Raw genomic sequence first — 24587 nt, 5'->3', positions numbered from 1 at the left:
CTTTGCGCCGATGCGGCAGAGGGGCGCCTCCGCTGCTATCGGCAGCAAACGTGCTTGCTATTTGGGCCGATGCGCGCCCGCGAAGTCGCCAGCCGCGGGGGCCGAACGGGCCGTACTATCGGTTGCGCGAAAGCGTTTTCTCGACATAGCGCGAGAAGTCTTCGACATCCTCCGCCGGAGGCTCCTGGCCGGTGAAGCTGCGCAGATAACCGGCGACGTGAGGCAGGCGGCTGCTCATCGGCTCGTTGAGCTCAAGCGAGTAATAGCCGATCTGCATGAAATACAGCACACGGGCTCGCACGAACGCGTCTTCTTCCTCATAGCCGTGGCGCAGGAACATGTCGCGGATGGCGTTGACGCGCTCCTCGTCGGCCTCGTCGAGCGCGCGCCTGATGGCGGGCGAGCGGCGGGCCCAGGCCCTGATCGCGAAATCCAGCTGCGGATCGAACAGTTTTTCGTCCACCCAGCATTCGAAAATGCTCATCACCCCGCGGATGACGGTCGCGGAAGGCCGCCTGGCCCTTTCGACGATGAACCTGGTGTTGGTCTGCCGCCAGTAATCCAGCAATTGATCGAGCAGATCCTGTCGGCTCTTGAAATACCAGTAGAAGCTGGAACGCGACACATCGAGCTTCTGTCCAAGCGTCAGCACGCGGACGCGTTCGACCCCGTCAGAGATCAACGTTTCAAGCGCAAGCTTCAGCCAGTCTTCGCGAGTGGCCTTGATATTGCCGGTGGCGCCGGCGCGCTGAATCGTCGTTTCGAGAGCTGCCATCGACACGACGCATGACACGCTGCCTCAGGCAAATCAAGGCTATGGACATTTGTGTACAGACCAAATCGGCCCCAAGCCGAACGATACATCGTGGCTGTTGGCTGCATCGAGGCTCGATGGGGCATTGTCGTCGCCCGCCATCCGCGCGGCGCAAGCGGGGATTTTTGTCGCGGCTGCTGGTTCACTGTTTGCTTTCCCGCGAGGCAATTGTCTGGCAAATACCAGTTCAGACAGATGCCCGCGCGGCCAACAAGCAGGAACATACGATATGACGCTGTTTCGAAAGAACCTCATCGATGGCGAGTGGGTCGGCGACGCCGGTTCGCGCAACATCAACCCCTCGGATACCGGTGACATCGTCGGCGATTATGCCTCGGCGGGTGTCGAACAGGCCAAGCAGGCGATCGCCGCGGCCAAGGCAGCGTTCCCGGCTTGGTCCCGCTCCGGTCCGCTGGCGCGTCACGCGGTGCTGAAAAAGGCCTCCGACGAGATTTTGGCGCGCAAGGACGAGATTGGCCGCAACCTGGCGCGTGAGGAAGGCAAGACGCTGGCCGAAGGCATCGGCGAGACCATTCGCGCCGCCCAGATTTTCGATTTCTTTGCCGGCGAAACCTTGCGTTTGACCGGAGAGGTCGTGCCGAGCGTGCGACCGGGCGTCGGCGTCGAGATGACGCGCGAGGCGGTCGGCGTGGTCGGCATCATCACGCCGTGGAATTTTCCGATCGCCATTCCGGCCTGGAAGATCGCTCCGGCGCTGACACACGGCAACACCGTCGTCTTCAAGCCGGCGGAGCTGGTTCCCGAGAGCGCCTGGACCATTGTCGACATCCTGCATCGCGCCGGCCTGCCAAAGGGCGTGCTCAATCTCGTCATGGGCAAGGGTTCGGTGGTCGGTCAGGCGATGCTCGACAGTCCCGACGTCAACGCCATCAGCTTCACCGGCTCGGTCGGTACCGGCAAGCGCGTTGCCGCGGCAAGCATCGAACACATGCGCAAGTTCCAGCTTGAAATGGGCGGCAAGAACCCACTGGTCGTGCTCGACGATGCCGATCTTGCGATCGCCGTCGATTGCGCGCTCAATGGCGCCTTCTTCTCGACCGGCCAGCGCTGCACCGCGTCGTCCAGGCTGATCGTGACCGAGGCCATCCATGACCGTTTCGTCGATGCCCTCAAGGATCGCATGAGCAAACTGGTCATCGGCGATGCGCTCGACGCGCAGACCCAGATCGGTCCTGTCGTCGACGCGACGCAGCTGAAGCAGGACGAGGACTATATCGCCATCGGCGTCAGGGAAGGTGCCACGCTCGCCTTCGGCGGCGAGCGGCTCGACCGCAAGACGCCAGGCTTCTATCTGCAGCCGGCATTGCTGACCGAGGCCACCAATGCCATGCGCAGTTCGCGCGAGGAGATTTTCGGACCTGTCGCCAGCGTCATTCGCGTCAAGGACTATGACGAGGCGCTTTCCGTCGCCAACGACACGCCCTTCGGCTTGACCTCCGGCATCTGCACCTCGAGCCTCAAGCATGCCACGCACTTCAAGGGCAATTCGGAGGCCGGAATGGTGATGGTCAACCTGCCGACGGCGGGTGTCGATTTCCATGTTCCCTTCGGCGGTCGCAAGGGTTCGAGCTATGGGCCGCGCGAGCAGGGCCACTATGCGGCGGAGTTCTACACCACGGTGAAGACGGCCTATACGTTCGCAGGCTGATCGGCAGTGACCGATCAGCCTGACTGATCGGTCACTGCCGACCATGCCGGCAACACCGCCATGCACATCTGGATTGGAGGGGCGCGAAAGGATGACAGTGCAAGATCTGATCTGGCTTAACCCGCCGCCGCACCATTCTATCGACGGCGACAGCGTTCGTGTGCGCACCGGTAAGGAGACCGATTTCTGGCGCGAGACCTTCTACGGTTTCTGGCGCGACAACGGCCACTTCCTGCACCGGCCGGTCGAAGGCGATTTCAGCGCCGAAGTCACGGTCAAAGGCGACTACGAAGTCCTCTATGATCAGGCCGGGCTGATGGTCCGGCTCAGCGAAACGCACTGGATCAAGGCCGGTATCGAGTACACCGACGGCCTTGCCTATTTCTCCGTTGTCGTCACCAACGACACGTCAGACTGGTCGCTGGTCGCCATTCATGCCGATCCGAACGGCGTCAGGATCCGGTTGACCCGTCACGCCGAGGCGATCCGCGTCCAGTACCTCGATGCTTCCGACGGCCACTGGAAGCCTGTGCGGCTTGCCTATTTCCCGACCTCGAAGACGGTCGATATCGGCATGATGTGCTGTTCGCCGCAACGCGAGGGCTTTGAGGTAACGTTCTCCGATTTCTCCCTCGGTCCGCCGATATCGCGGGAATTGCACGATTGAGATGTGCGGTCTTGCGCTGAACCGCAAGCACTTCGACCTTTGCCGCGATCAAGTCTGTAGACCGCCGCGTGCTTCCGGCCGTGCCGGGAGTTGGTCGCGGCACTGCAGCCGGCGAGATCGTCAGCCAGTTGCGACGCCGCCAGACGGCTCGAAATTTTTGGCCCGGGTTCGGCTCAAGGCGAATATGCCAGGCAGGACGTTGCAACACTATTGGCATCCGCGCTAGGAGTTGCCGATGGGCAGGTTTCGAAGGGCTGTCAAAAGAGCCGTCTATTCCAGGGCGCTAAGGTTTCTTGACGTTCCGCCCGTGCTGTGGTCGCAGGGCATCGGGCATTTCTGCGATTTCGCCGGGCCGCGCTGGTATCGCAACGCGCCAACTGCATCGACGCAGAGCGAGGCATTTTTCCGCCAACATTACAGCGGCGCGCATGGCATTGTCTGGCTGCGCCTGAGCACCTTGTCCAGGGATGCGCAAACCTGCGACCTCGACACGTTCGTCAGGATCGTGCTGCCGACGATCACGGCACCGTTCACGCTGCTGACGACCGACGGAGATGCTTCGGTGCCGTCGGATCTGGCGAAGGACACCGTCGACCAACTTCTCGCCAACGCTTTCCTGGTCTCCTGGTACAGCCAGAATTGTGACGGCACTCACCCCAGAGTGAAGCCTTTCCCGATCGGGCTCGATCTTCACACGCCTCGGTCCCTTGCCACGCCGGCAGGGCTTGTGAAGCAACTGGAAATCATACGCGCCCGGCAGGATCATGTGGACCGCCGCCCGCCCAGGCTGTTCTCTGATTTCAGCATCAGCAATGGCTCGAGGCAGCGCCGGGAACTGCTTGATGCCCTGGGCGGATGTCCGCACGTCGATTTCCTGACGAAACGGGTCTCGCAGCGCTCGATCTGGCAACTATACTCGCAATACCCGCTCGTGCTGTCCACCGAAGGCAATGGCCTGGACTGCCATAGGACATGGGAGCTGTTTTATCTCGGCTGCATCGTCGTCACCAGGACCTCGCCGCTCGACCCGCTCTACCAGGGCCTGCCTGTCATTATCGTCGACGACTGGCATGAGGTGAGGGACCCCGATGCGCCGAGACGCTGGATAGAGCAGGTCGCGCATCTGACCGACCGTGGCCATGTTTGGGGACGCTTGCATCCGCAAACCTATCTCGGCCCCATTCGGCAAGAGCTTCAGCACGCATCCTGATAGGGCAGACCACGAAATTCCGGCTGGACGTCGTGCGAAGCGGGCTCCTGCAAGCGATGTGGAACGATGTGGCTCCTCCATATCTGGTGGAGGGACGGATCATGTGCCAGCCTCGTCCAGCCCCAGCCCGCCGCGGACGGCATTGCGGATGGCTTCTGGGCCGAACCTTGCCCAAACCGCTTGATGCGCGCGGATGCGCTGCCGTGCCCTGCGGTCGGCATCCAGGCAGAGTCCGACAGCCATTCCGGCAAGCCCTTCATCGGTATCCGACAGCAGCAGTTCCTCCCCGTCGACCAGATCCAGGCCCTCGGCCGCCAGAGGCGTGGCGATCACCGGCACGCCCCACGCCATCGCCTCCAAAATCTTGATGCGGGTGCCGCCGCCTGCCGCAAGCGGGATGATGGTGAGATGCGCTCTCGACAGAAGCGGCGCCATGTCTTCGGGGTCTTCGACGAGCTCCACGCCCCGCAATCCTGCCAGCGCTTGCACGGCCGTTGTCGGGTTGCGCCCAGCGAGAATCAGTGTCGCGGTCGGCAAGGCCAGTCGGATGCGCGTAAGTATGGAGCCGGCTAATCTCTGGACGGCGTCGACGTTTGGCGGATAGCCGAGATGGCCGACGAACAGGATCACCGGAAAGCTTTCGCCGGATCCGGGCTCGTCGGGCAGCGTTTCGGGGCTGTGCCCGGCGTGCGGAATTCCGTTTGGAACGACATCGATCGGCAACTTATGCCGGGAAAGCGCCATCAACCGCTCTCGATCCTGGCTCGAGCAGACCCAGACCCGGTCGACAAGGGCAATCGCTTTTCTCTCGAGACGCCTGATGCCAAGGCCCGCGCTGATCGTCGCCACCGCAGGCCGCTTCACATCGACGTGCCGCAACTGCCCCGCCAAGTCGGACTCGACGTTGTGCATGTCGAGGATGAGATGTTTCGTCAGTGCCCGCAAAGGCCGCAGCAGCTTGAACAGGCCGATGCCCTCGATCAGCACCGTATCGGGGCGGAAGTCCCGAACCAGTGCCTCCAGCCGCGTCAAGGCGACGCGCGAGATGCGACGCTCCGCCCTTATGCGCCACCACCCGATCGAGGCGGAGCGGGCCTCTCCCTTGATCGACAAGGCTTCGGTGCGGATCGACGGATCGGTTGTTTCCGTCGCCTGCGGCAGCACAGACACCAGGCAGACCGGGCCGAATTGCGCAGCAGACTCAGCATTGCGGTAGTTCCGCAAATCCGCGCCGGAGATCGGCGGAAAGGCCGGATCGTGGGACACAACCAGCACACGTCGCCCGGCTTTCGCCGCGGAGACAGCGTCGAGCGGTTGTGCGTCCGCGGGTTTCAAAGCGGACGCTCCGGGCTTTGCGCCTGAGACTTCATTCCAGACGACATGCGCGACGGCCCCAAAACCACAACAATCGGCTTCGACTTGTTCAGCCGAACGCCGCTTTCATCAAGCGCCGCATCGTCGCTGAATGTCAGATGCACCAACTGTGCCAGGCTGCCGGAATATCACCACCGCCTGGACCACGCCAACCAGCGGCCCGCCAGACGCTTCCACGATGAGGTGAGCCTTGTCCGCCGATAGGCGTCACCGGCCATCTTGATGCCTTGCGCCTGCGTCGGGAATGGATGGATGACGTCGGCCAGCGCACGCAGTCCCATGCCCGATTTGATCGCCAGCGACACCGCATTGATCATCTCGCCGGCATGGCTGGCGACGACTGTGGCGCCCAGAATGCGGTCGGACCCCTCCCTGACGTGGATTTTGACAAAACCCTCCTCCTCGCCGTCCATCACCGCACGGGCGACATCGTGCATCAGCACCGTATAGGTCTTGACCGGAATGCCGCTCTGGCGCGCCTCCGCCGGATAGAGGCCGACATGGGCGATCTCCGGATCGGTATAGGTGCACCACGGAATGACCAGTTCGCTCAGTTTCCCGCGTCCGAGAAACAGGGCATTGCGCACGACCATGCGGGCTGTCGCCTCGGCGGTGTGGGTGAATTTGTAGACGAGACAGACATCGCCCGCCGCATAGATGCGCGGATTTGTGGTGCGGAGATAATCGTCCACCTTGATACCGTCGGCATCATATGCCACCCCGGCGTTTTCCAGGTCGAGGCCGTCGACATTGGGCGATCGGCCGATGCCGGTGATGATCTCGTCGACGGAAATCGTCGTCGTGACGTCGTCGCACACCAGGTCGGCGAGCTTCTTGCCGCCTTCCGTCCGCACCGCCACCACCTCGGTGTTGAGGCGAACCTCGACACCTTCGCGCGCCAGCGCGTCCGAAAGAATTTGGGCGGCATCGCGTTCCTCACCGGGCAGGAACATCGGTTCGCGCTGCGCCTGGATGACCTTCGCGCCCAGCAGGCAGAAGGCCTGCGCCGCTTCGCAACCGAGTGGTCCGCCGCCGATGACCAGAAGCCGCTTCGGGCACTCCGTGAGATCGAACATGGTCTCGTTGCTGAGATAGCCGGCGTCGGCAAGCCCCGAGATCGTCGGCAGCCTCGGGCGCGCGCCTGTCGCGATCAGCGCCTTTCTGAAACGCAAGGTTTGTCCGGCGACCGTGACAGCGTCCCTTCCGGAAAACCGCGCTTCGCCGAAATAAAGGTCGATGCCTTCGGAAATCAGGCTATCGGCGGCATCGGCGCGGCTGATCCGCTGCCGGATCTGCCGCATCCGCGTCATGGCGCGCCGAAAGTTGACGTGAAGACGGTCCGGCATGTCGCCGCCGAAATTCTCGGCGTCGCGCATGTCGGCATAAAGCCTTGCGGTGCGGATGATCGACTTCGACGGGATGCAGCCGACATTGACGCAAGTTCCGCCGATCAGGTTGCGCTCGATGAGCGCGACCTTTGCGCCGAGGCCGGCCGCTTCGTAGGCGGCGGTCAGTCCAGCCGGTCCGGCACCGATGACGACGAGGTTGTAGGGACCGTCCGGCTGCGGGTTCTTCCAGTGCGGCGGATGGGCGCCCTTGATCAGCTCAATGTCGTTGTGATCGACAGGAAAGGCGGCAGCCCTGGTCCGGTCACGCGACATCGCCGCCACCCGACGCCGGGCTTGCCGGCTGAGACAGCCAGCCGCCATTGAATCCGGCCTTGCGCAAGCCGTTGCGGATGTGTTGATTTGACCGCATCAGTCTCCAGATCAACCCTGACCGATGATTCTCGATCATCATCACCACGATGCCTTGGTCCAGCCCATAGTGGCCTTCCGACACCCAGCCGTGCCTCCCGAATTTACGCCGGTTCGCCAATGTCGGATTGAAACCGCTCGGCAGTCGGAAATTGTCGATCACCTCGGGGTAGCGATCACCGAGATGGCGCAACGCCGCCAGGCAGATCTCCGGGGCGAAAGGCAGTGATGCCGGATAGGACCAAGGCGCGATCGTCCCGTCATCGGGCCCGAACGGCGCGCCGCGCGCGGCATAGCCGGAAAACCGCCGGCGCTGTCGCTCCACGCTGGTGCGAAAACCGCCTGGCCCGTCGCCCGCCGAAAGACCCCAAAGGTTCTCGTCGTAGCCGCCATAGCCGTAAGGGTTGTGGCGTGCATAGTCGCGATGCAGATAGGTCGAGCGGCGGCTGTTTTCGAAATAGTCCGAGTTCTTCTCGCGCATGAAGGCGTCGCGGATGCCGGCGAAATCGATCCAGGCATGCGAGAACTGGTGCATGAACAGCGGACCGCCATACAGCACGTCGTAGCCGTAAATGTTCTCCCACTGATAGGTCGCCGTCCAGCCCTCGTAGCTGTTGTCCGAGGTCGGGCTGTCGGGCGAGGCCATCGACAGGACGTAGAGGATCGTGGCTTCGTTGTAGCCCTCCCAGCCATAGTGGAGAAAGCCGCTCCTCGGCTTCCAGCCTTGTCGCAAGGTCGGGCTTGAGCCTTGTGCCCACCGCCAGTCGACGCGCCGGTAGAGCGCCTCGGCCAGTTGGCGGATTTCGGCTTCCTCGTCATCATCACCGGAGAAATAGGCGCCCGCCACCAGCATGCCCGATATCAGCAATGCCGTATCCACCATCGACAGTTCGCAGCGCCAGACGCGCAGGCCGGTCCGCATGTCGAGGAAATGGTAGTAGAAACCCTTGTGGCCGGTGACCTCCTCGCCATTGCCTTGCGAGCCGGCCGAGAAGAAACGCAGCGCTGCCAGCGTCAGCTTCGCGGCGGCATCGCGCGCCATCCAGCCGCGCTCGACGCCGACCGGATAGCTGGACAGCGCGAAGCCGACGACAGCGATGCTGGCCGGCGAATTCGGCCGCGAGGTGTCGGCGACCAGTCCGTTTTCGGGGTTCACGTTCTCAAGGAAATAGTCGAAGGCGGCGCGCTGATAGCGGTCCAGAAGCTCGTCGTCGGACAGCGCGCCAGGCTCGGCTCTAAGCAAAGCAAGCAAGCTCCCGCCGGATGGCTGCAGCGTCCGTCAACCGCCAACCAGTTGCCCCGGGCCGGCAGGTCATCACGCATGCTGAACTGTCATGCCGCGTCATAGCTTTCCCGCATAGCTTTGTTGCGTCAACGTCGATTCGACGTCTGGACTATACGCCCCTACGCTCCAGTTCGTTGCGTCGTCACGCGGAATTGAGATGCGTCCTGCCTCAGTAGGTGGCGCGGCCGCCGGAAACGTCGAACACGGCGGCGGTCGTGAACGAACACTCTTCCGAGGCGATCCAGCAGATCAGCGCCGCCACCTCGTCGACCTCGCCGAAGCGCGCCATCGGTATCTTGGACAGCATGAAGTCGATGTGCTCCTGGCTCATCTGCCTGAAGATCGCGGTGCGCACGGCCGCCGGTGTGACGCAATTGACCGTCACCTTGGTCTTGGCCAGCTCCTTGCCGAGCGACTTGGTCAGGCCGATCACCGCGGCCTTCGAGGTGCTGTAGGCCGAAGCGTTGGGATTGCCTTCCTTGCCGGCGATCGAAGCGATGTTGACGATGCGGCCATAGTTGCGCTCGAGCATATGCGGGACAAGCGCCTTGTTGCAATAGAAGACGCCATTGATGTTGATGTCGATGACCTTCTGCCAATCTTCGACCGAGTAATTCCAGGTCGTCATGTTGGGTCCGGTGATCGCCGCACTGGTGACCAGGATGTCGACACCGCCAAGCGCTTCGATCGCCGACTGTTTGGCGCGTTCCACGCCGGCCGCATTGGCGACGTCGATGGCAACACCGTGGAGGCCGGGAAGGGTAGTCCTGGCCTGTTCGATCTGAGCAGGATCGCGATCCCAGACTGAAACCCGTCCGCCCTCTTCGACAATCCTCTGAGCCACTGCCAGACCGATGCCCGATGCGCCGCCGGTGATCACCGCCGCTCGACCGCTGAACCGTCCTGCAAAATTCATCGGCATCTGATTCTCCCCCCGTCACCTGAACCCGATGGACGCCAACCACGCGCGACCGCCATACCATCGACGGCGACTGTGCGGTCACGATCAGGCAAGTTCAAGCCGGCATGCGAGTGCGATCGTCTGGGCCAATCCCGTTACCCGGGACTCCCCTCGAGCTCTCTGCCCAGCGCCTTCACCATCGCCACCAGCGCCGGTCCGATCTCGGCATGCGCGCGCTCTTCCGTGATGATCTCGCCGATGCCGCCGCAGGTGATGGCAACCAGCGGCGAGCCGTCACTCGGACGGAACGGCACGCCGACTGCATGGATGTAGCTGTGCCAGGCGCCGAACGACGTCACATAGCCCTTGTCGGCATACTGGGCGATCGCATCGTCGATCGCCGCCGCGATCATCGCCGCCCTGTCCGGCTCGGCCTCCTGCAAAGCCCCCACAAGGCTGGCACGCTCCTCGGATGAAAGTGCCGCCGCATAGGCCAGCCCCATCGATGTCTTCCAGATCGGCAGATAGGAGCCCGGGTTGAGGCGCAGCGTGACAAGGCTCTCCGACCGGCAGTTGGCGAGATAGACCATGTTGAGGCTGTCGCGGGTGCCGAGCGCCACCGCCGCCCCCGTCAAATCGGCCAGCGGCTGCATCAGCGGCCGGGCGACGTGGACAACCGCACTGGAACTCAGTGCCGAATAACCCAGCGCCACGGTGGCTGGTCCCAGGCTGTAGCGGCCAAGGTCCTTGTCGTAGAGGAGATAGCCGAGCGCGCTTAGCGTATAGGTGATGCGCGAAACCGTGGCCTTGGGCAGGCCGGTGCGGGCAATGATGTCCTGATTGCCGAGTGAGGCATCGCCCGGGCGGAAAGCGCGCAGGATGCCGAGCCCGCGCACCAGCGACGACGAAAGCTGCGCGCCTTCGACTTCAAGCTCCGTCTCGTCCCTGGTGGCTCGCTTGCGCACGCTGAGGTCTTTCTGGCGTCGTCGTCCGCCTGTCGGGCCGGTGTCGCCGGCGCTGTCTCAAAAGTGAAATTAAATTCCATTTATATTGACAGGCGCTTTCACCCACTGTCAATATGCTTCCCTCGATGGCATCTCCAAGCGCCTTGTGCCATCTTACGAAGCCCCTCCTTGTGAAGGTAGCCACGTGTCTCGCTATATTTTGCGCCGGCTTATCGCCATGCCGTTTCTGGTGCTCGGCATCGTCACCATTGCCTTCCTGATCACCACGGTGACCAAGGGCGATCCGCTGACCGCGATTGTCGCCGAACAGCAGATGAGCAACCCCGAAGTGGTGGCCGCCGCCAAGGCGCGCTGGGGTCTCGATCGTCCTTTGCCGGAACGCTATATGATATATCTCAGTAATCTGCTGAGCGGCGATCTTGGCACCTCGTTCATCACCAAGCGCAATGTCGGCACCGACATTCTCTACCGCTTGCCGGCAACGCTCGAACTGGTTTGCGCTGCGATGATCTTCGGCACCACGCTCGGCATTGTGCTTGGTGTGCTGGCCGCCTATTTCCGCAACAGCCTGATTGACCATGGCGCGCGGCTGTTCGCCTTGTTCGGCTCTTCGCTGCCGGTGTTCTGGTCGGGGCTCGGCCTGTTGTTCATCTTCTCCGTCATGCTGAACTGGCTGCCGGGGCCGGGCAGGGTCGATGCCCGCCTGGCATTGCCGCCCGGCATCACGGGCTTCCTGACCATCGATTCGCTTCTTGCTGGCGACTGGACCGTCTTCAAGGACGCGCTCTGGCACCTGCTTCTGCCGGCCTTCGTGCTCGGCTGGACGGTTTCGGGCACCATATCGCGGCTGGTGCGCGCCAACATGCTGGATGTGATGAGCCGCGAGTTCGTGCTCACCGCGCGCGCCAAGGGGGCGAGCGAATTCCGCGTCGTCATTGTCCACGCGCTGCGCAACACCATGGTGCCGACCTTGACCGTCATCGGCTACTCCTTCGCCTATCTGATCACCGGCGCGGTGCTGACCGAGACCATCTTCTCCTGGCCGGGCATGGGTTCCTATGCCGTCGAGGCGGCGCGCGCGCTCGACTTCCCGGCAATCATCGGCGTTACCATCGTTGGCGGCCTCGCCTTCCTGGTCACCAACCTCATCACCGACATACTCTATGTCGTGGCCAATCCGCGGGTGAGATTAAGCTGATGGCAGTCGTCGTCACCAAGTCCCGCTCCTCGACGGTTCCCGAATGGCTGACCGCGCCTTTGGTCATCGGCACGATCGTCATCCTGTTTTGGCTGTTCATGACCGTGTTCGCCAATCTGGTCGTGCAGTTCGATCCGCTCGAAATGGTGGCGCGCCGGCTGCAGCCGCCGAGCTGGGCGCACTGGCTGGGCACCGACGCACTCGGGCGCGATGTGCTGGCCCGCACTCTGCACGGGGCCGCGCATTCGCTGCCTATCGCGGTACTGGTCGTCGTCTCCGCTGTGATCATCGGCTCGCTGCTCGGCGCCATTTCCGGCTTCGTCGGCGGCCTGACCGGCGCGGCGATTATGCGGCTTGTCGACGTCACTCTGTCCTTTCCGCCGATGCTGCTGGCCATGGCCGTCGCGGCGTCGCTCGGCCCCGGCCTCGGCAATGCCGCCATCGCCATGGTGCTGGTCTGGTGGCCGGTCTACGCCCGGCTGATGCGGGCGCAGGTGCTGGAGGTGAAGGAGCGCGAGCACGTCGAGGCGGCGATCGCTGCCGGCGCCAGGCCTCGACGCGTGCTGTTCACGCACATATTGCCGCTTTGCTGGACCCCGGTGCTGATCAGCGCGACCATGGATCTCGGCCAGGTCGTGCTGCTTGCCGCGTCGCTCAGCTTCATCGGGCTCGGCGCCACGCCGCCGACGCCTGAATGGGGGTCGATGATCTCCGATGGCGCCGTCCATTTCTACCAATGGTGGATCGCCTTCGGTCCCGGCGTCGCCATCCTCACCATCGTGCTCGGCTTCAACTTCATCGGCGACGGCTTGCGCGACATTCTCGATCCAAGGTCGGATTAAGCGATGAGCGCACAGATATCTTCAGCGCCACCGGGCGCAGTCGACAAGGCGGGCAGAGGTGAGCCGCTGCTGTCCATACGCGGCCTGCGGGTAGGCTTCCGACGGGCAGGCGATCAGTTCGAAGCGGTGCGCGGCATCGACCTCGACGTCGCCAAGGGCGAAGTGGTCGGCATTGTCGGGGAGTCCGGCTCGGGCAAGTCCGTTGGCATGCTCGCCGCGCTCGGCCTGACGTCGAAGAATGCGGTGGTCACCGGTTCGGTCCGCTTCAACGGCGACGAACTGGTCGGCAAATCGTCACGCGAAATGCGCAAGATCAGGGGCGCGCGGATAGCCATGATTTTTCAGGACCCGCTGTCCTCGCTAAACCCGGTGATGACTGTCGGCGCCCAGATCGCCGAGGCGGTCAGGCTGCATCAGCGCGTCACCCGCAAACAGGCCATGGCGCGCGCGGTGGAATTGCTCAATCTGGTGGCGATCCCGCAGCCGGAGCGCCGGGTGAACCAGTATCCGCATGAATTCTCCGGCGGCATGCGCCAGCGCGCGGTCATAGCCATGGCCGTCGCCAACGATCCCGATTTGCTAATCGCCGACGAACCGACCACGGCGCTCGATGTCACGGTGCAGGCGCAGATCCTGTCGGTGCTGCGTTCGCTGCAGGAGCGGCTCGGCCTTGGCCTGGTGCTGATTACCCATGATCTCGGCGTCGTCGCCGGTCATGCCGACCGCGTCGCGGTCGTCTATTCCGGCCGCGTCGTCGAACAGGCTGGCGTGTCCGAGCTGTTCGCCGACCCGCGCCATCCCTACACGCGCGGCCTCATTGCCTCGATCCCCAACCTCGAGGAAAGCCGCGAGCGGCTGTTCTCGATCGACGGTTCGCCGCCCGCACTTGGCCGCTTGCCGGGCGGCTGCGCCTTCCATCCGCGCTGCATCTATGCCGAGGCACGCTGCCGGACCGAGGATCCGCCTTTGCACGATATTGGCGGCCGGTTCTCGGCCTGCCATTTCGCGACGACCTTGCCGCCCTTCCACAGCGCTGCGCTGGTGGCGGCCAGCCTGGACAATGGAAGCGTGAGCCCATGAGCGCAGCGGAGCAAATTCAAGTCGAAACCAAGCCGGCGGCAGCGCTTTCGGTACGCCATCTCGTCAAGGACTTTCCGGTTCGCGGCGGCCTCGTCTTCGACCGTGCCGTTGCCCATGTCCGTGCGGTCGCTGACGTCTCGTTCGACGTAGCCCCCGGCGAAACGCTGGGCCTCGTCGGTGAATCCGGTTGCGGCAAGTCGATCCTCGGGCGCTGCCTGATGCGGCTGATCGAGCCGACCAGCGGCGAAAGCTGGTTCCGGGGCCAGAACCTGCTCGCCCTCAATCACGAAGACATGCGCCTGATGCGGCGCTACATCCAGCTGGTCTTCCAGGATCCGTACGGGTCGCTGCATCCGCGCATGCGCATCGCCGACAACATCGCCGAGCCGCTGCGCATGAGCGACATGTCGGCGGCCGACCGCCGCGCGCGCGTCGCCGAACTGCTCGAACTCGTCCGGCTCAATCCCGATCACGGCAAGCGCTATCCGCACGAGCTGTCCGGCGGCCAGCGCCAGCGTGTGGTCATCGCCCGCGCGCTGGCCCTCAACCCGCAAGTGGTGATCCTCGACGAACCGGTTTCGGCGCTCGACGTTTCGGTGCAGGCTGGCGTGCTCAATTTGCTTAGGGATATTCAGCAATCCTTCGGCACCTCCTATCTGTTCATCGCCCATGATCTGTCCGTCGTGCGCCACATCTCGCACCAGGTCGCGGTGATGTATCTCGGCAAGATCGTCGAGATCGCGCCCGCGGCCGAGCTCTATTCCAGTGCGCTGCATCCCTACACGCAGGCGCTGCTGTCGGCGGTGCCGCTCGCCAATCCCGAGAAGGAGCGCAGGCGCGAGCGCATCGTGCTGACCGGTGACGTGCCGAGCCCGCTCAACCCGCCGTCAGGCTGCCGCTTCCGCACGCGCTGCTTCAAGGCGCAGGCGATCTGCGCTGCCGTCGAACCGCCGCTCGATCCGCCTGGCGGTTCGCATCGGGTCGCCTGTCATTTCCCGGAGCCGGTCAACACTTTAAAGGCTGTCTGACCGGTCCTCACGATTGCTGTACCCACGAAGGATATTATCGTGACTGAAGCCCAAACTGACGATGCCAGCACGGCGGGCCGTGGGCGCCTGCCGCTCGAAGGCATCAAGGTTCTCGATCTTTCGCGCGTGCTGGCCGGTCCGTGGGCGACGATGAGCTTGGCCGATCTCGGCGCCGAAGTCTGGAAGATCGAGAACATCGACGGCGGCGATGACACCAGGGCGTGGTCGGTGCCGAGCTACAAGGGTGTCTCGACCTACTATCTCTGCGCCAATCGCGGCAAGCAGAGCATCGCGCTCGACATGAAGAGCCCGCAGGGGCTGGCCATCGTGCGCGAGCTGGCGGCGAAGGCCGACATCGTCGTCGAGAATTTCCGCTCCGGCACCGCCGATCGCCTTGGCGTTGGTTTCAAGGAGCTCAGTGCCTCAAACCCACGGCTGATCTATTGCTCGATCTCCGGTTACGGCCAGACCGGCCCCGATGCCGGACGGCCCGGCTATGATTTCGTCATGCAGGCCGAAAGCGGCCTGATGGCCATCACTGGCGAGAGCAATGGCGAGCCGATGCGTGTCGGCGTCGCCATCACCGACATCGTCTGCGGCATGGTCGCCACGCAGTCGATCCTGGCAGCGCTTTTCGAGCGAACGACGACCGGCAAGGGGCAGTTCCTCGACCTGTCGCTGATCGACTGCGCGCTCAGCCTGCTGATCAATGTCGGCAGCGGTTATCTCAACACCGGCCGAGAGGTCGCCCGATACGGCAATGCCCATCCGACGGTCGTTCCCTATCAGATATTCGAAGCCTCCGATGGCAGCTTTGCGCTGGCGGTCGGCAATGACCGCCAGTTCGCGGCGCTGTGCGAGAAGGTCGTTGATCTGCCACATCTGGCTGGGGATGCGCGCTTCATCAAGGCAGGGGCGCGCGCCACCAACCGCGAGGCGCTGATCCCGCACCTCACCGCCGTCTTCAAGACCAAGCCGCGTGATCACTGGATGTCGGCCTGTGCCGCCGCCAGCGTGCCGGCCGGCACGGTAAAATCGATACCGGAAGTCTTCGATAGTCCCAATGTGCGCGAACGTGGCCTCGTTCAGACCTTGCCGCATCCGCATCTCGGTTCCGTCGCCATGGTGCGCCCGGCGCAGGGACTTGCCGCGCAGTTGACCGCCGACTTCACCGCGCCACCGATGCTGGGCCAGGACACAGCTGCCGTGCTGGCCGACGTGCTCGGCTACAGCGCCGAGACCATCTACCAGTTGGTCGGCACTGGGGCTGTCAGCGTCTATGCGCCTGCCGCCGAACCGATCCCCGCCTGATCTTTCACGGAGCGTGACAGCCCTCGTCGCATTTGTGGGGTCGACTGAGTGGTTCTCTACTTCAAGAGCGCGAAGAGCCGTTCCTTGTTTTGGCGCTATTCCCAAGGGAAAGCGCTATGCGGTTTTCCCGGGAAAACCGCTTCACACTTTTCCTGGAATTGCTCGGCCGGTTATTTCTGCTGGCCGTAGCTCTTGTAGCGCCCGCGAATGGCGGCGAGTTCGCTGCCCTCGATGAGCACCGGCGTGCCGGCGCTGCGCGCCAGCAGATATTGCCGCGCCAAGGTTTCGAGCTTGATGGTGCGGATGAGCGCCATGTCGAGATCGCCGCCGAAAGCGATCATGCCATGATTGGCGAGCAGGCAGGCCGACCTGTCCTTGAGCGCGACGACGGCAACCTTGGCCAGGTCGCTTGACGCGAACAGCGCATAGTCCGAACAGCGCACATCATCGCCACCGAAACCCGCGACCATGTAATGGAACAGCGGCAGTCCCTCGCGCAGGCATGATAGCGCCACGCAATGGTCGGGATGGGCATGGACGACGGCGCCGGCCTCGGGAAAGGCCTTGTAGATCTCGGCGTGCATTTCCCATTCGCTCGATGGCCTGAACGCACCGTCCCAGGCTCCATCGAGCTGCATCGCCACCATCTGCTCCGGCCGCAAGGCGCTCGTGGCTATTCCCGTCGGCGTGATCAGCATGCCGGCTGTCGTGCGCACGCTGATGTTTCCGGTGGTGCCGACATTCATCCCACTAGCGTCCAGCGTCTGCGTCGCGGTGATCAGGCTGGCGCGTGCAGTCTCGGTATCCATCACGATGCCTTTCCTGTGGTTGGCCGCATGACAGGTTTTGCCGGTGGCCATATATCGATCGCCGGCGCGACGGTGGTCGCCCGTGTCATGTCTTGCAGGACGTCGGCGAAAATATCCGGGCCGCCGAGCTTTCCCGATTTCAGCATCAGCGCCAGCGGATCGGATGGCAGGTCGGGGAGGTGGGCGATGGCGCGCGACAGTCCCGGGCCCTCATAGGCGCCCATGGCGATCCGGTCGATGCCGAGCGCCTTGACCACCGAACCGGCTGTCTCGCCGCCGGCGACGACGAGCCGGCGGACGCCGAGTTCACGCACCAGAATCTGTGCAATCCCGGCCAGGATCTCTTCCGCCCTTGCTGCCACCACATCGCGGCCGTGCGCCTGCTGCAGCGCTTCGACCGTCGCTTGCGGCGCGGTCGTGGCAATGGCGATCATCGCACCGGGCAAATGCCGCTCGGCAAAGGCACGCGCTTCGGCCATGATATCGGCGCCGGCAAAGGCGCTGGCAAGGTCGATCGTCAGCAGTGGATTGTTGCGCGCAAAACGCTCGAGCTGTTCGATGGTGCGGTCGGCGACGCTGCCGGCCAGCACCGCTGCCGGCCCTTCGACGGCCGGCAGGCTGGCGGCAACGAGATCGCCTGAATTCAGCAGCCCATGCGTGAGCCAGGCCGGCGGCAGATGCGCGGCGACCGAGGAATTGCCGGTCATCAGCGGCAGGTCGAAGGTCGCTTCCGCGGTCGCAACCAGGTCGCGCTCGCGGATCGTGTCGGTGATCAGCAGCGTCTCGCCGCCCGCGCTGTGCTCTCGTATGGCGTTGCGGATGGCCTCCGCCCCGGCATCGACGACGAGATAGGGCACCAGCCCGACCTTGCCCTTGCTCTGCGCCTGCAGCACGCGAACCAGATTGGAATCGGTCATCGGCGTCAGCGGATCGAAGCGCTTGGGCGATTCACCCAGCAATTGGGCGCCGCCGAACATGTGTCCCTGATAGACGGTGCGGCCGGTCTCACACAGCGCCGGGGCGAACAGCGTGACGCCGCCGCCAAGCCGCTCGAGCAGCGCCTCGGCGCAAGGACCGATGTTGCCGGCAGGTGTCGAATCGAAAGTGGCGCAATATTTGAAGAAGATCTGCCGGGCACCAGCTTCAAGCAGCCGGTCCGCCGCCTCCAGAACCTGGCGCACCGCATCGCTGGCCGCGATGACGCGTGTCTTGAGCAGGATCACATGGGCAAGATTGCCTGGTGGGATCGGCGCACTCAGTCCGACCGTGCATCCCGTTGGAATGCCGCGCGCCACCAGCATCGACGCCAGCTCGGTGCCGCCGGTCAGATCGTCGGCTATGGCGCCGAACAGGAGTGAAGGCGTCGCGGTCATGCGCCCCGTCTCATATCCGTCTGCACCATGGCTGCCCATCTCACAGTTGCCTGTCTCATGTCGGTGGTCAGGCCATTCGTGGTATCATATACACAGCCCATGCGACGCAGGCGACGCCTGCGCCACTGCAAGAACGGAGAGCGGATGTGACTGCTTCTATCGCGCCGATCGCGCGCGACAATCTGACGACGCGCGTCTACGAGGAGCTTCGCCGCGCCATGATGGAAGGCCGTTTCTGGCCGGGCCATCGCTTCAAGATCCGCGACCTCGCCGCCAGCCTTCAGGTTTCCGAAACGCCGGTGCGCGAGGCACTGATGCAGCTGGTGCGCGAAAAAGGCCTGGAGATGGAGGCCGGTCGTTCGATCACCGTCGCCCAGTTGTCGCTGGCCCAATATCTGGAACTGCGGAGCATAAGATTGCATCTCGAAGGCATGGCCGGTGCCGCGGCAACGACGCGCATCGAGCCGCGCGAAATCGACCGTCTGGCTGCGGTGCATGAGAAACTGATTGCCAACGAGGACAATGGCCATTGGTTCGAAGCCGTCCGCGACAATTGGGAATTCCACCACTCTATCTACGAGGCGGCGCAAATGCCGGAGCTGCTGGCCATCATCGAGGGCATCTGGCTGCGCAACGGTCCGCTGGTGAACTATCAGTACCCGCACGCGAGGCCGACCTATGACGGCCGCCACCGGCATCTCGACATCCTCGACGCGCTGCGCGCGCGCGACGAGAACGGCGTGCGCAAGGGCATTCAGCAGGACATGATCGAAGGCGGCCGCCTGTTGGTCAAGGTGCTCGAGCGGCTGAACGACGGTGCGGTCACGCCCGAGGAACTGCGCCGCGCGGCGCAGAACGGCCGACTGGTGTCGGCCGCCGGCTGAACGAACTTTTTCTCCGAACCGCATCGGCGCCGGTCACGCCACCTGCGCCGCGGCAGCCATGCCCGCATCGGCAGCCTGCAGGGCGAGATCTATGTCTTTTGCGGTGTGCGCGGCGCTCAGGAACATGTTGTGCCGGGGATGGAAATAGGCGCCTTCGCGCAAGGCGGCCGAGCAGAAGGCATTGGCCAGCTTGAACTCGGCATCGCAATCGAAAAGCACCATCGGCATCGACACCGGGCCGGTCTGGCGAAGCGACAGGCCATGCTTCCTGGCAGCCGCATCGAGGCCTGAGCGCAGCCTGTCGCCGGCTTCAGTCATGCGGGCAATCGCGTCGGTGTCGCGCAGCGTGTTGATGGTGGCGATCGCGGCGGCCATGGCGACGGCGCCGTACCAGAACGAACCCGTCACATAGACCTTGGTCGCGGCCTCGCGGAACCGGTCGGTGCCGGTGATCGCGGCAAGCGGGTAGCCATTGGCGATCGCCTTGGAGAAGGCGGACAGGTCCGGCCGTACGCCGAGTGGCTCCCAGCTGCCGGCGAGGTCGATGCGGAACCCGGCCCTGACATCATCGACGATCAGCGCCGCATCGGCGGCGGTGGTGAGTTCGCGCGCCCGTCTGGCGAAGGCGGCGGTCGGCAATTCCTGGTCGCGGGCGATGTCGTGCCGGAAGGCGGTCACTACGACCGCCGCAAGATCATCCCCGGCCTGCTCGACGGCTGCCTCCAGGCTGGCAACGTCATTGTAGTCGAAATGGATCAGATGGGCGCGGTCTTCGGCGGTGACGCCGGCGAGCGAAGGCGTGCACCACGGCACGGCGCCGTGATAAGAGCCACGCGCGACCAGCACCTTGCGTCGGCCGGTGCCGGCGCGCGCGATCGTCACGCAGGCCGTGGTGGCGTCGGTGCCGTTCTTCTGCAGCATTGCCCAGTCGGCATGCGCGACGGTCTTGACCAGCAACTCCGCCAGCTCGACCAGAACTTCACCCGGGCCGTTCATCGCATCGCCCAGGCGACGTTGCTTCTCGGCTGCCTCTTCGACGGCCTGGTGATGGTGGCCGAGGATGTTGGGACCCCAACTGCACATCAGGTCGATGTATTCGCGCCCATCGACGTCCCAGACCCGGCAGCCGTCGGCACGCTCGAAGAACTGCGGATAGGCGGAGCCGAGATAGCGCGTCGCCATGTGTCCCCACATGCCGCCCGGAATGACCGAGGCCGCACGCTCGCGCAGCAGCTGGTCCTTGGAGTTGATCAGGGAAGGCATAACGAGGTCTCCACGCGTTGATATATCATATATTGGTTTTGGTGCTGGAAGAACAAGATTGCTGATCGTCCAGAATGAAGAAGCGGGAGACGGCTGGCCGCCTCCCGCATCTTTTCGCTCAGTGGCTGAGTTCCGCCAGCGGCAAGTTGCAGCAGGCGCTGTAACGCACGCCCTTGACGTCCGACTTGTAGGCCAGGATCAGGTTCGGGCTGATCAACGGCAGGATGATCCTGTCCTTGATCATCTCCTCGCCGGCCTGATGCCACAGCTTGGCGGCCTCGTCGCCGCTTGCCGCAAGGGCTGCCTTGTAGATATCCGCTTCCTTCGGATTGAGTACCGACGGGTCGCGCTCCGCGCCGGCGCGGCGCGCCCACGGGCTGCCCTTGGTCATGGCGAAATAATCGATGTATTGCGACGTGCCGTAATAGTCCGGCGCGTAGAACACCGCCGTCATCGGGATGCCGTCGCCATTGACGCGTTCGCGCCAGTTGGCGAAGGGGATCGGCTGCAGATCGAGCTTGATGTTGATCTTGGCCAGATCCTGCTGGACCTTCTGCATCAACAGCGAGAGATCGACGCCGTAGACGTTCATGCCGGGAAACGCCGCTTCCATCTCGAAGCCGTCGGCATGGCCGGCCTTGGCCAGAAGTTCCTTTGCCTTGGCGACGTCATAGGGCTGCGCCTCGAAGCCCGAGCCGCCGGGGAAGCCGAGCGGGATCGGCGCGCTGATCAACTGGCCTTCGGAGCCGATGGTGAAATCCAGGATGCTCGGACGGTCGAGACCGAGCGAGATGGCCTCACGCACTTCGGGCGTCAGCGGAACCTTGTTGGCCTTGGCGCCGGGCGACAGCGCCACATAGATGAAGTTGTAGGACGGCACGGTCTCGATCTTCACGTCGCTGCCGGTCATCGTCTTGGCCGTGTCCGGGTCGATCTGCATGGCGATGTCGGCGGTGCCGCTCTGCAGCATCTGCGCCTGCGCCACCGCATCCTTGGTCTGGCGGATGACGACTTCGCTCAGCGCCGGCGCCGTGCGCCAGTATTTGTCGTTGCGTGCCAGCCGCAGCTCCGAATTGGGCTCATAGGATTTCAGCACGAACGGCGCGCTGCCGGCCGAATGCGCCAGGAACCAGGCCTCGGCATTGTCTGTCGTCGAGGCTTCCGCATCGGCCTTGGCGCCGGCTTCGGAAGCAACCTTGCTGTTGACGACCGCTGCGTAGGGCGCCGCCGCGATGTTGAGGAATTCGGAGCTCGGCGCGACCATCTTGACGACCACCGTATGCGCGTCCGGGGTCTCGATCGAGGCGACATTGTCCATCAGGAACGAGGCGCTGCCCTTGAGGTTCTTCAGCCGCTCCCAGGACCATTTGACGTCCTTGGCTTCAACCGGCGAACCGTCCGAGAATTTGGCGGCCGGGTCGAGTGTGAAGGTGAAGCTGCTCTGGTCGGCATTGCCTTCCCACTTCGAGGCGAGCAGTGGGATCAGCTTGTTGTCCTTGTCGAGCGTCAGCAGGGATTCATAGACGCTGGAATTGTAGATCTGGCAGGTGTCGCAGAAGGCGCGGTGCGGGTCGAGCGAGTTGAGGTCGATGTTGCGTGCGATGACCAGCGGCTTGCTGTCCTGCGCGAACGTGGCCGGTGCCCAGAAGGCGCTGGTGGCCAGCAGCACGGCTGCCAGCATCGTCGCTCTGGTCTTGCTTCTCGGTAGGATGGTCATGTCAGTTCTCCCATTTTCTTGTCGGATCTTTGTGGCAATGCGTTCGCTCTATCCGCCCACGCCAGTGAGGGATTGAAGCGCGGCCTTGAGCTTTTCAGCGCCGCCCAGTGCGGCGCGGTTGAGCGGGGCCGATACGACGGGAGCAGAAAGGCTTCCCGTCACATGCAGGATCTCGTGATCGAGATAATCGAACACGCGATCCTGAATCTCCTGTGTCAGTCGTCCGCCAAGCGATAGCCCACGCTGCACCTGCTCGATGACGGCCACTCGGTTGGTCTTGCGGATCGAGGCTTCCACCAGCGGCCAGTCGAGCCCGGTCGGGTCGAGGCTGCGCAGGTCGATGATCTCGGCATCGGCGCCGGTCTCCTCGACCACCTGTCTGGCGACGGCAACCATGCTGGCGCTGGTGAGCAGTGTGCAGGCGCTGCCCGGCCTGACTATCTTCGCCTTGCCGAGCCGCACGCAATAGTCGCGGTCGTCCGCAGGCACAGGGCCTTCGCTCGGGAACAGTTCGACATGCTCGATGACGACGACCGGATCGTCGCATTTCAGCGCTGAATTCATCAGGCCGATATAGTCGAAGGGCGTCGTCGGCGCGACGATGCGCCAGCCGGGAAACAGGGCGAACAGGCCGGACGGATCACCCGAATGCTGCGAGCCGTAGCCGGTGTGCGGCGAGACGCGCACCCTGACCACGATGGGCACCGGAAAACCGCCGCCGAACATGTGACGCACCTTGCTGACCGCGTTGAACAGCTGGTCGGCGGCAACCAGGCAGAAGTCGCCGAACATGATCTCGACGATCGGCCGCAAGCCGCAAAGCGCCGCACCCAGCGCCACCCCGACAAAACCGTTCTCGGCGATCGGCATCGCCAGCACGCGCTCCGGCCAGCGTTCCAGCGCACCTTTTGTGGCGCCCGAAACGCCGCCGCGCAGCCGGTGCACGTCCTCGCCCATGATGATGATGCGCGGATCCTGCTCCATGGCGCGAGCGATGACCTCGGACGCGGCAACCATGAATTTGACCGGCTTGGTCTCGGCCGGCGGCACGTCCTCGATCTCGAGGAAGCGCTCGCTCTTCAGTTCGGAAAGATCGCCGCGGATCTGGTTGTCGACGTCGCTTGGGTCCGGCCACAGATGATCAGGAATGCGCAGCGCGTTGCCGCTCATTTCGGTCAGCGAATCGGCAGCGGTGTTGACCACCTCCATGACGCGCTGGTCGAGTGTGCCGAGGTCCGAATCGTTCAGGATGCCCATCGTCTTCAGGCGAGCCGCCATGGTGGCAAGCGGGTCGCGCGCTTTCCAGGCGTCCTCTTCGGCCCGCGTGCGGTAGCCGAATTCGCTGCCCGGGCGGGCGCCGCTCTGATGCAGGAAGCGGTAGCAGAGCGCCTCGACCAGCACCGGGCCGCCGTCTTCCTCGATCGTCCGGCGCGCCTTGCGCATGGCATGGTGGACGGCCACCACATCCATGCCGTCGCATTCGATGCCGCGAAAGCCGAGCATAGGTCCGCGCGAGGCCAGCCGCGTCTCGCGCGTCTGCTCGTTGATGTGCGTCGAGACGGCATAGAGATTGTTTTCGGCGAAAAAGATCACCGGCAGCCGGTAGAGCGCGGCAATGTTCATTGCCTCGTAGGCCGGCCCTGCCATCATCGTACCGTCGCCGAAGAAGGCGACCGAGATGTTGCCGGTTCCGAGCAGCTTGTCGGCCAGCGCGTAGCCTGCCGCATGCGGCAGGTTGCCACCGATGATGGCGCTGGTGCCAGGAATCCCTGAGCTATCGTCGCGCATATGCATCGAGCCGCCACGGCCGCCGCAATAGCCTGACTTGAGGCCCATGATCTCGGCCATCAGGCCGCGCACCGAGCCCTGCATGTCCGGGTTGAAAGCGTCATGCAGCGGGTCGAATCCGCCGGGCGTCTGCGCGTTGACAAGCTTGGCCAGCACCTGGTGATGGGCGCGGTGGGTGCCGTTGATGCGTTCACCCGTGCCGAGCACGGACATGGCGCCGACCGCCGTCGCCTCCTGGCCGATGCTGGCATGCGCCGGACCATGCACCAGCCCCGCATTGGCGAGATCGAGCACTTTTTCCTCGAAACGGCGGATGAGCAGCATCTGGTGGTACCAGCGCACCAGGCCCGAAACCTCGGCGTCGTTCCAGTCCGAATCGTCAACCTCTAGCCGCAACCAGGGCGCCGATGGCTGGATCGATGTCTGCTGGACCATGTCAGCTATTTCCGTTCTGGTAGATGATATATCAAATATTTTCTCAGTCGATTAGGCCGTTCATTTTTCCTGGGGCACGATGCTGGCTAGAAGGTTTGCACACAAATGGAATTAAATTTCATTTTTGTGACGAGGCAGAGACTAAGCCGGGACGGCGCGGTTCCGCAAGAGGAATTTTGAGACTGCTAGCAGGCCCCATGTCGGTTCTTCGCCCGAC

Annotated in this window: 20 protein-coding genes; 9 read left to right on the top strand and 11 right to left on the bottom strand. The window is 63.8% G+C overall.

All coding sequences use genetic code 11. The annotated features are described in order from the left end of the window. Positions 1–115: 115 nt before the first annotated feature. Positions 116–775, bottom strand: a complete 660-nt coding sequence (locus tag NKK51_RS03395; RefSeq protein ID WP_352551192.1) for a TetR/AcrR family transcriptional regulator — start codon at positions 773–775, stop codon at positions 116–118. A gap of 268 nt (positions 776–1043) precedes the next feature. Between NKK51_RS03395 and NKK51_RS03390 the strand changes: the two genes are divergently transcribed. The 3 genes from NKK51_RS03390 (at position 1044) to NKK51_RS03380 (ending at position 4360) form a co-directional block, all read left to right on the top strand. After that, complete coding sequence (locus NKK51_RS03390; protein WP_352551190.1) at positions 1044–2483, top strand: aldehyde dehydrogenase family protein; 1440 nt, start codon at positions 1044–1046, stop codon at positions 2481–2483. 91 nt (positions 2484–2574) lie between these two features. Next, the gene (locus NKK51_RS03385) at positions 2575–3150 is read left to right on the top strand and encodes a DUF1349 domain-containing protein (protein ID WP_023811553.1); all 576 of its coding nucleotides are present in this window, start codon (positions 2575–2577) and stop codon (positions 3148–3150) included. 235 nt (positions 3151–3385) lie between these two features. Next, complete coding sequence (locus NKK51_RS03380) at positions 3386–4360, top strand: hypothetical protein (RefSeq protein ID WP_352551188.1); 975 nt, start codon at positions 3386–3388, stop codon at positions 4358–4360. 99 nt (positions 4361–4459) lie between these two features. Here NKK51_RS03380 and NKK51_RS03375 read toward each other — a convergent pair whose 3' ends face one another. The 5 genes from NKK51_RS03375 to NKK51_RS03355 all read right to left on the bottom strand — a co-directional run bounded on the left by NKK51_RS03375 (position 4460) and on the right by NKK51_RS03355 (position 10642). Beyond that, the gene (locus NKK51_RS03375) at positions 4460–5695 is read right to left on the bottom strand and encodes a glycosyltransferase family 4 protein (RefSeq protein WP_352551186.1); all 1236 of its coding nucleotides are present in this window, start codon (positions 5693–5695) and stop codon (positions 4460–4462) included. A gap of 167 nt (positions 5696–5862) precedes the next feature. Next, positions 5863–7395 carry a mercuric reductase gene (locus NKK51_RS03370; RefSeq protein WP_352551184.1) on the bottom strand — a complete coding sequence of 511 codons (1533 nt, stop codon included), beginning with the start codon at positions 7393–7395 and terminating at the stop codon, positions 5863–5865. Next, positions 7385–8734, bottom strand: coding sequence for a glucoamylase family protein (locus NKK51_RS03365; RefSeq protein WP_128302893.1), 1350 nt, complete (start codon positions 8732–8734; stop codon positions 7385–7387). The genes NKK51_RS03370 and NKK51_RS03365 overlap by 11 nt, the downstream gene beginning before the upstream one ends. 211 nt (positions 8735–8945) lie before the next feature. Then, entirely contained in the window at positions 8946–9698 is a 753-nt protein-coding gene (locus NKK51_RS03360) for an SDR family NAD(P)-dependent oxidoreductase (RefSeq protein ID WP_352551182.1), read from the bottom strand. 134 nt (positions 9699–9832) lie between these two features. Next, complete coding sequence (locus NKK51_RS03355; protein WP_023811559.1) at positions 9833–10642, bottom strand: IclR family transcriptional regulator; 810 nt, start codon at positions 10640–10642, stop codon at positions 9833–9835. Between the two features lie 184 nt (positions 10643–10826). Between NKK51_RS03355 and NKK51_RS03350 the strand changes: the two genes are divergently transcribed. Genes NKK51_RS03350 through NKK51_RS03330 form a run of 5 tightly spaced genes read left to right on the top strand, consistent with a single transcriptional unit; the run spans position 10827 to position 16101 of the window. After that, complete coding sequence (locus NKK51_RS03350; RefSeq protein ID WP_352551179.1) at positions 10827–11840, top strand: ABC transporter permease; 1014 nt, start codon at positions 10827–10829, stop codon at positions 11838–11840. After that, positions 11840–12682 (top strand): ABC transporter permease, encoded by an 843-nt coding sequence (locus NKK51_RS03345; RefSeq protein WP_502895274.1) that lies wholly within the window; start codon positions 11840–11842, stop codon positions 12680–12682. Before NKK51_RS03350 ends, NKK51_RS03345 begins: the two co-directional genes overlap by 1 nt. A gap of 3 nt (positions 12683–12685) precedes the next feature. Then, positions 12686–13762 (top strand): ABC transporter ATP-binding protein, encoded by a 1077-nt coding sequence (locus tag NKK51_RS03340; RefSeq protein ID WP_352551177.1) that lies wholly within the window; start codon positions 12686–12688, stop codon positions 13760–13762. Beyond that, positions 13759–14790 (top strand): ABC transporter ATP-binding protein, encoded by a 1032-nt coding sequence (locus NKK51_RS03335; RefSeq protein WP_352551175.1) that lies wholly within the window; start codon positions 13759–13761, stop codon positions 14788–14790. Before NKK51_RS03340 ends, NKK51_RS03335 begins: the two co-directional genes overlap by 4 nt. A 39-nt stretch (positions 14791–14829) precedes the next feature. Beyond that, the gene (locus NKK51_RS03330; protein WP_352551173.1) at positions 14830–16101 is read left to right on the top strand and encodes a CaiB/BaiF CoA transferase family protein; all 1272 of its coding nucleotides are present in this window, start codon (positions 14830–14832) and stop codon (positions 16099–16101) included. Between the two features lie 170 nt (positions 16102–16271). Here NKK51_RS03330 and NKK51_RS03325 read toward each other — a convergent pair whose 3' ends face one another. Further along, entirely contained in the window at positions 16272–16910 is a 639-nt protein-coding gene (locus NKK51_RS03325; RefSeq protein ID WP_352551171.1) for a class II aldolase/adducin family protein, read from the bottom strand. Then, positions 16910–18283, bottom strand: coding sequence for a 3-oxo-tetronate kinase (gene otnK / locus NKK51_RS03320; RefSeq protein ID WP_352551169.1), 1374 nt, complete (start codon positions 18281–18283; stop codon positions 16910–16912). The genes NKK51_RS03325 and otnK overlap by 1 nt, the downstream gene beginning before the upstream one ends. A 146-nt stretch (positions 18284–18429) precedes the next feature. Between otnK and NKK51_RS03315 the strand changes: the two genes are divergently transcribed. Continuing rightward, positions 18430–19167: a GntR family transcriptional regulator gene (locus NKK51_RS03315; protein WP_027039784.1), complete on the top strand. Its 738-nt coding sequence runs from the start codon at positions 18430–18432 to the stop codon at positions 19165–19167. Positions 19168–19200: 33 nt separating this feature from the next. On the opposite strand, the gene NKK51_RS03310 is transcribed toward NKK51_RS03315, so the two are convergent. The 3 genes from NKK51_RS03310 to NKK51_RS03300 form a co-directional block, all read right to left on the bottom strand. After that, on the bottom strand, positions 19201–20430 hold the full coding sequence (locus tag NKK51_RS03310) for an aminotransferase class III-fold pyridoxal phosphate-dependent enzyme (RefSeq protein WP_352551167.1): 1230 nt from the start codon (positions 20428–20430) through the stop codon (positions 19201–19203). 118 nt (positions 20431–20548) lie between these two features. Next, positions 20549–22111, bottom strand: a complete 1563-nt coding sequence (locus NKK51_RS03305) for an ABC transporter substrate-binding protein (RefSeq protein WP_164892841.1) — start codon at positions 22109–22111, stop codon at positions 20549–20551. An 84-nt stretch (positions 22112–22195) separates the two neighbouring features. Continuing rightward, positions 22196–24370, bottom strand: coding sequence for an alpha-ketoacid dehydrogenase subunit alpha/beta (locus NKK51_RS03300; protein WP_352551165.1), 2175 nt, complete (start codon positions 24368–24370; stop codon positions 22196–22198). Positions 24371–24587 lie beyond the last annotated feature (217 nt).

Origin of the sequence: Mesorhizobium sp. M0011, from assembly GCF_040324155.1 — a bacterium.
Classification (GTDB): Bacteria; Pseudomonadota; Alphaproteobacteria; order Rhizobiales; family Rhizobiaceae; genus Mesorhizobium.
The sequence above is the reverse complement of the archived record's forward strand: the minus strand, read 5'-3'. Positions and strand labels throughout refer to the sequence as shown.

Excerpts from the sequence above, each read along its gene's own strand:
- NKK51_RS03395 (WP_352551192.1), bottom strand. The coding sequence starts at position 775 with ATGGCAGCTCTCGAAACGACGATTCAGCGCGCCGGCGCCACCGGCAAT.
- NKK51_RS03390 (WP_352551190.1), top strand. The coding sequence starts at position 1,044 with ATGACGCTGTTTCGAAAGAACCTCATCGATGGCGAGTGGGTCGGCGAC.
- NKK51_RS03385 (WP_023811553.1), top strand. The coding sequence starts at position 2,575 with ATGACAGTGCAAGATCTGATCTGGCTTAACCCGCCGCCGCACCATTCT.
- NKK51_RS03380 (WP_352551188.1), top strand. The coding sequence starts at position 3,386 with ATGGGCAGGTTTCGAAGGGCTGTCAAAAGAGCCGTCTATTCCAGGGCG.
- NKK51_RS03370 (WP_352551184.1), bottom strand. The coding sequence starts at position 7,395 with ATGTCGCGTGACCGGACCAGGGCTGCCGCCTTTCCTGTCGATCACAAC.
- NKK51_RS03360 (WP_352551182.1), bottom strand. The coding sequence starts at position 9,698 with ATGCCGATGAATTTTGCAGGACGGTTCAGCGGTCGAGCGGCGGTGATC.
- NKK51_RS03345 (WP_502895274.1), top strand. The coding sequence starts at position 11,840 with ATGGCAGTCGTCGTCACCAAGTCCCGCTCCTCGACGGTTCCCGAATGG.
- NKK51_RS03340 (WP_352551177.1), top strand. The coding sequence starts at position 12,686 with ATGAGCGCACAGATATCTTCAGCGCCACCGGGCGCAGTCGACAAGGCG.
- NKK51_RS03335 (WP_352551175.1), top strand. The coding sequence starts at position 13,759 with ATGAGCGCAGCGGAGCAAATTCAAGTCGAAACCAAGCCGGCGGCAGCG.
- NKK51_RS03325 (WP_352551171.1), bottom strand. The coding sequence starts at position 16,910 with ATGGATACCGAGACTGCACGCGCCAGCCTGATCACCGCGACGCAGACG.
- otnK (WP_352551169.1), bottom strand. The coding sequence starts at position 18,283 with ATGACCGCGACGCCTTCACTCCTGTTCGGCGCCATAGCCGACGATCTG.
- NKK51_RS03310 (WP_352551167.1), bottom strand. The coding sequence starts at position 20,430 with ATGCCTTCCCTGATCAACTCCAAGGACCAGCTGCTGCGCGAGCGTGCG.
- NKK51_RS03305 (WP_164892841.1), bottom strand. The coding sequence starts at position 22,111 with ATGCTGGCAGCCGTGCTGCTGGCCACCAGCGCCTTCTGGGCACCGGCC.
- NKK51_RS03300 (WP_352551165.1), bottom strand. The coding sequence starts at position 24,370 with ATGGTCCAGCAGACATCGATCCAGCCATCGGCGCCCTGGTTGCGGCTA.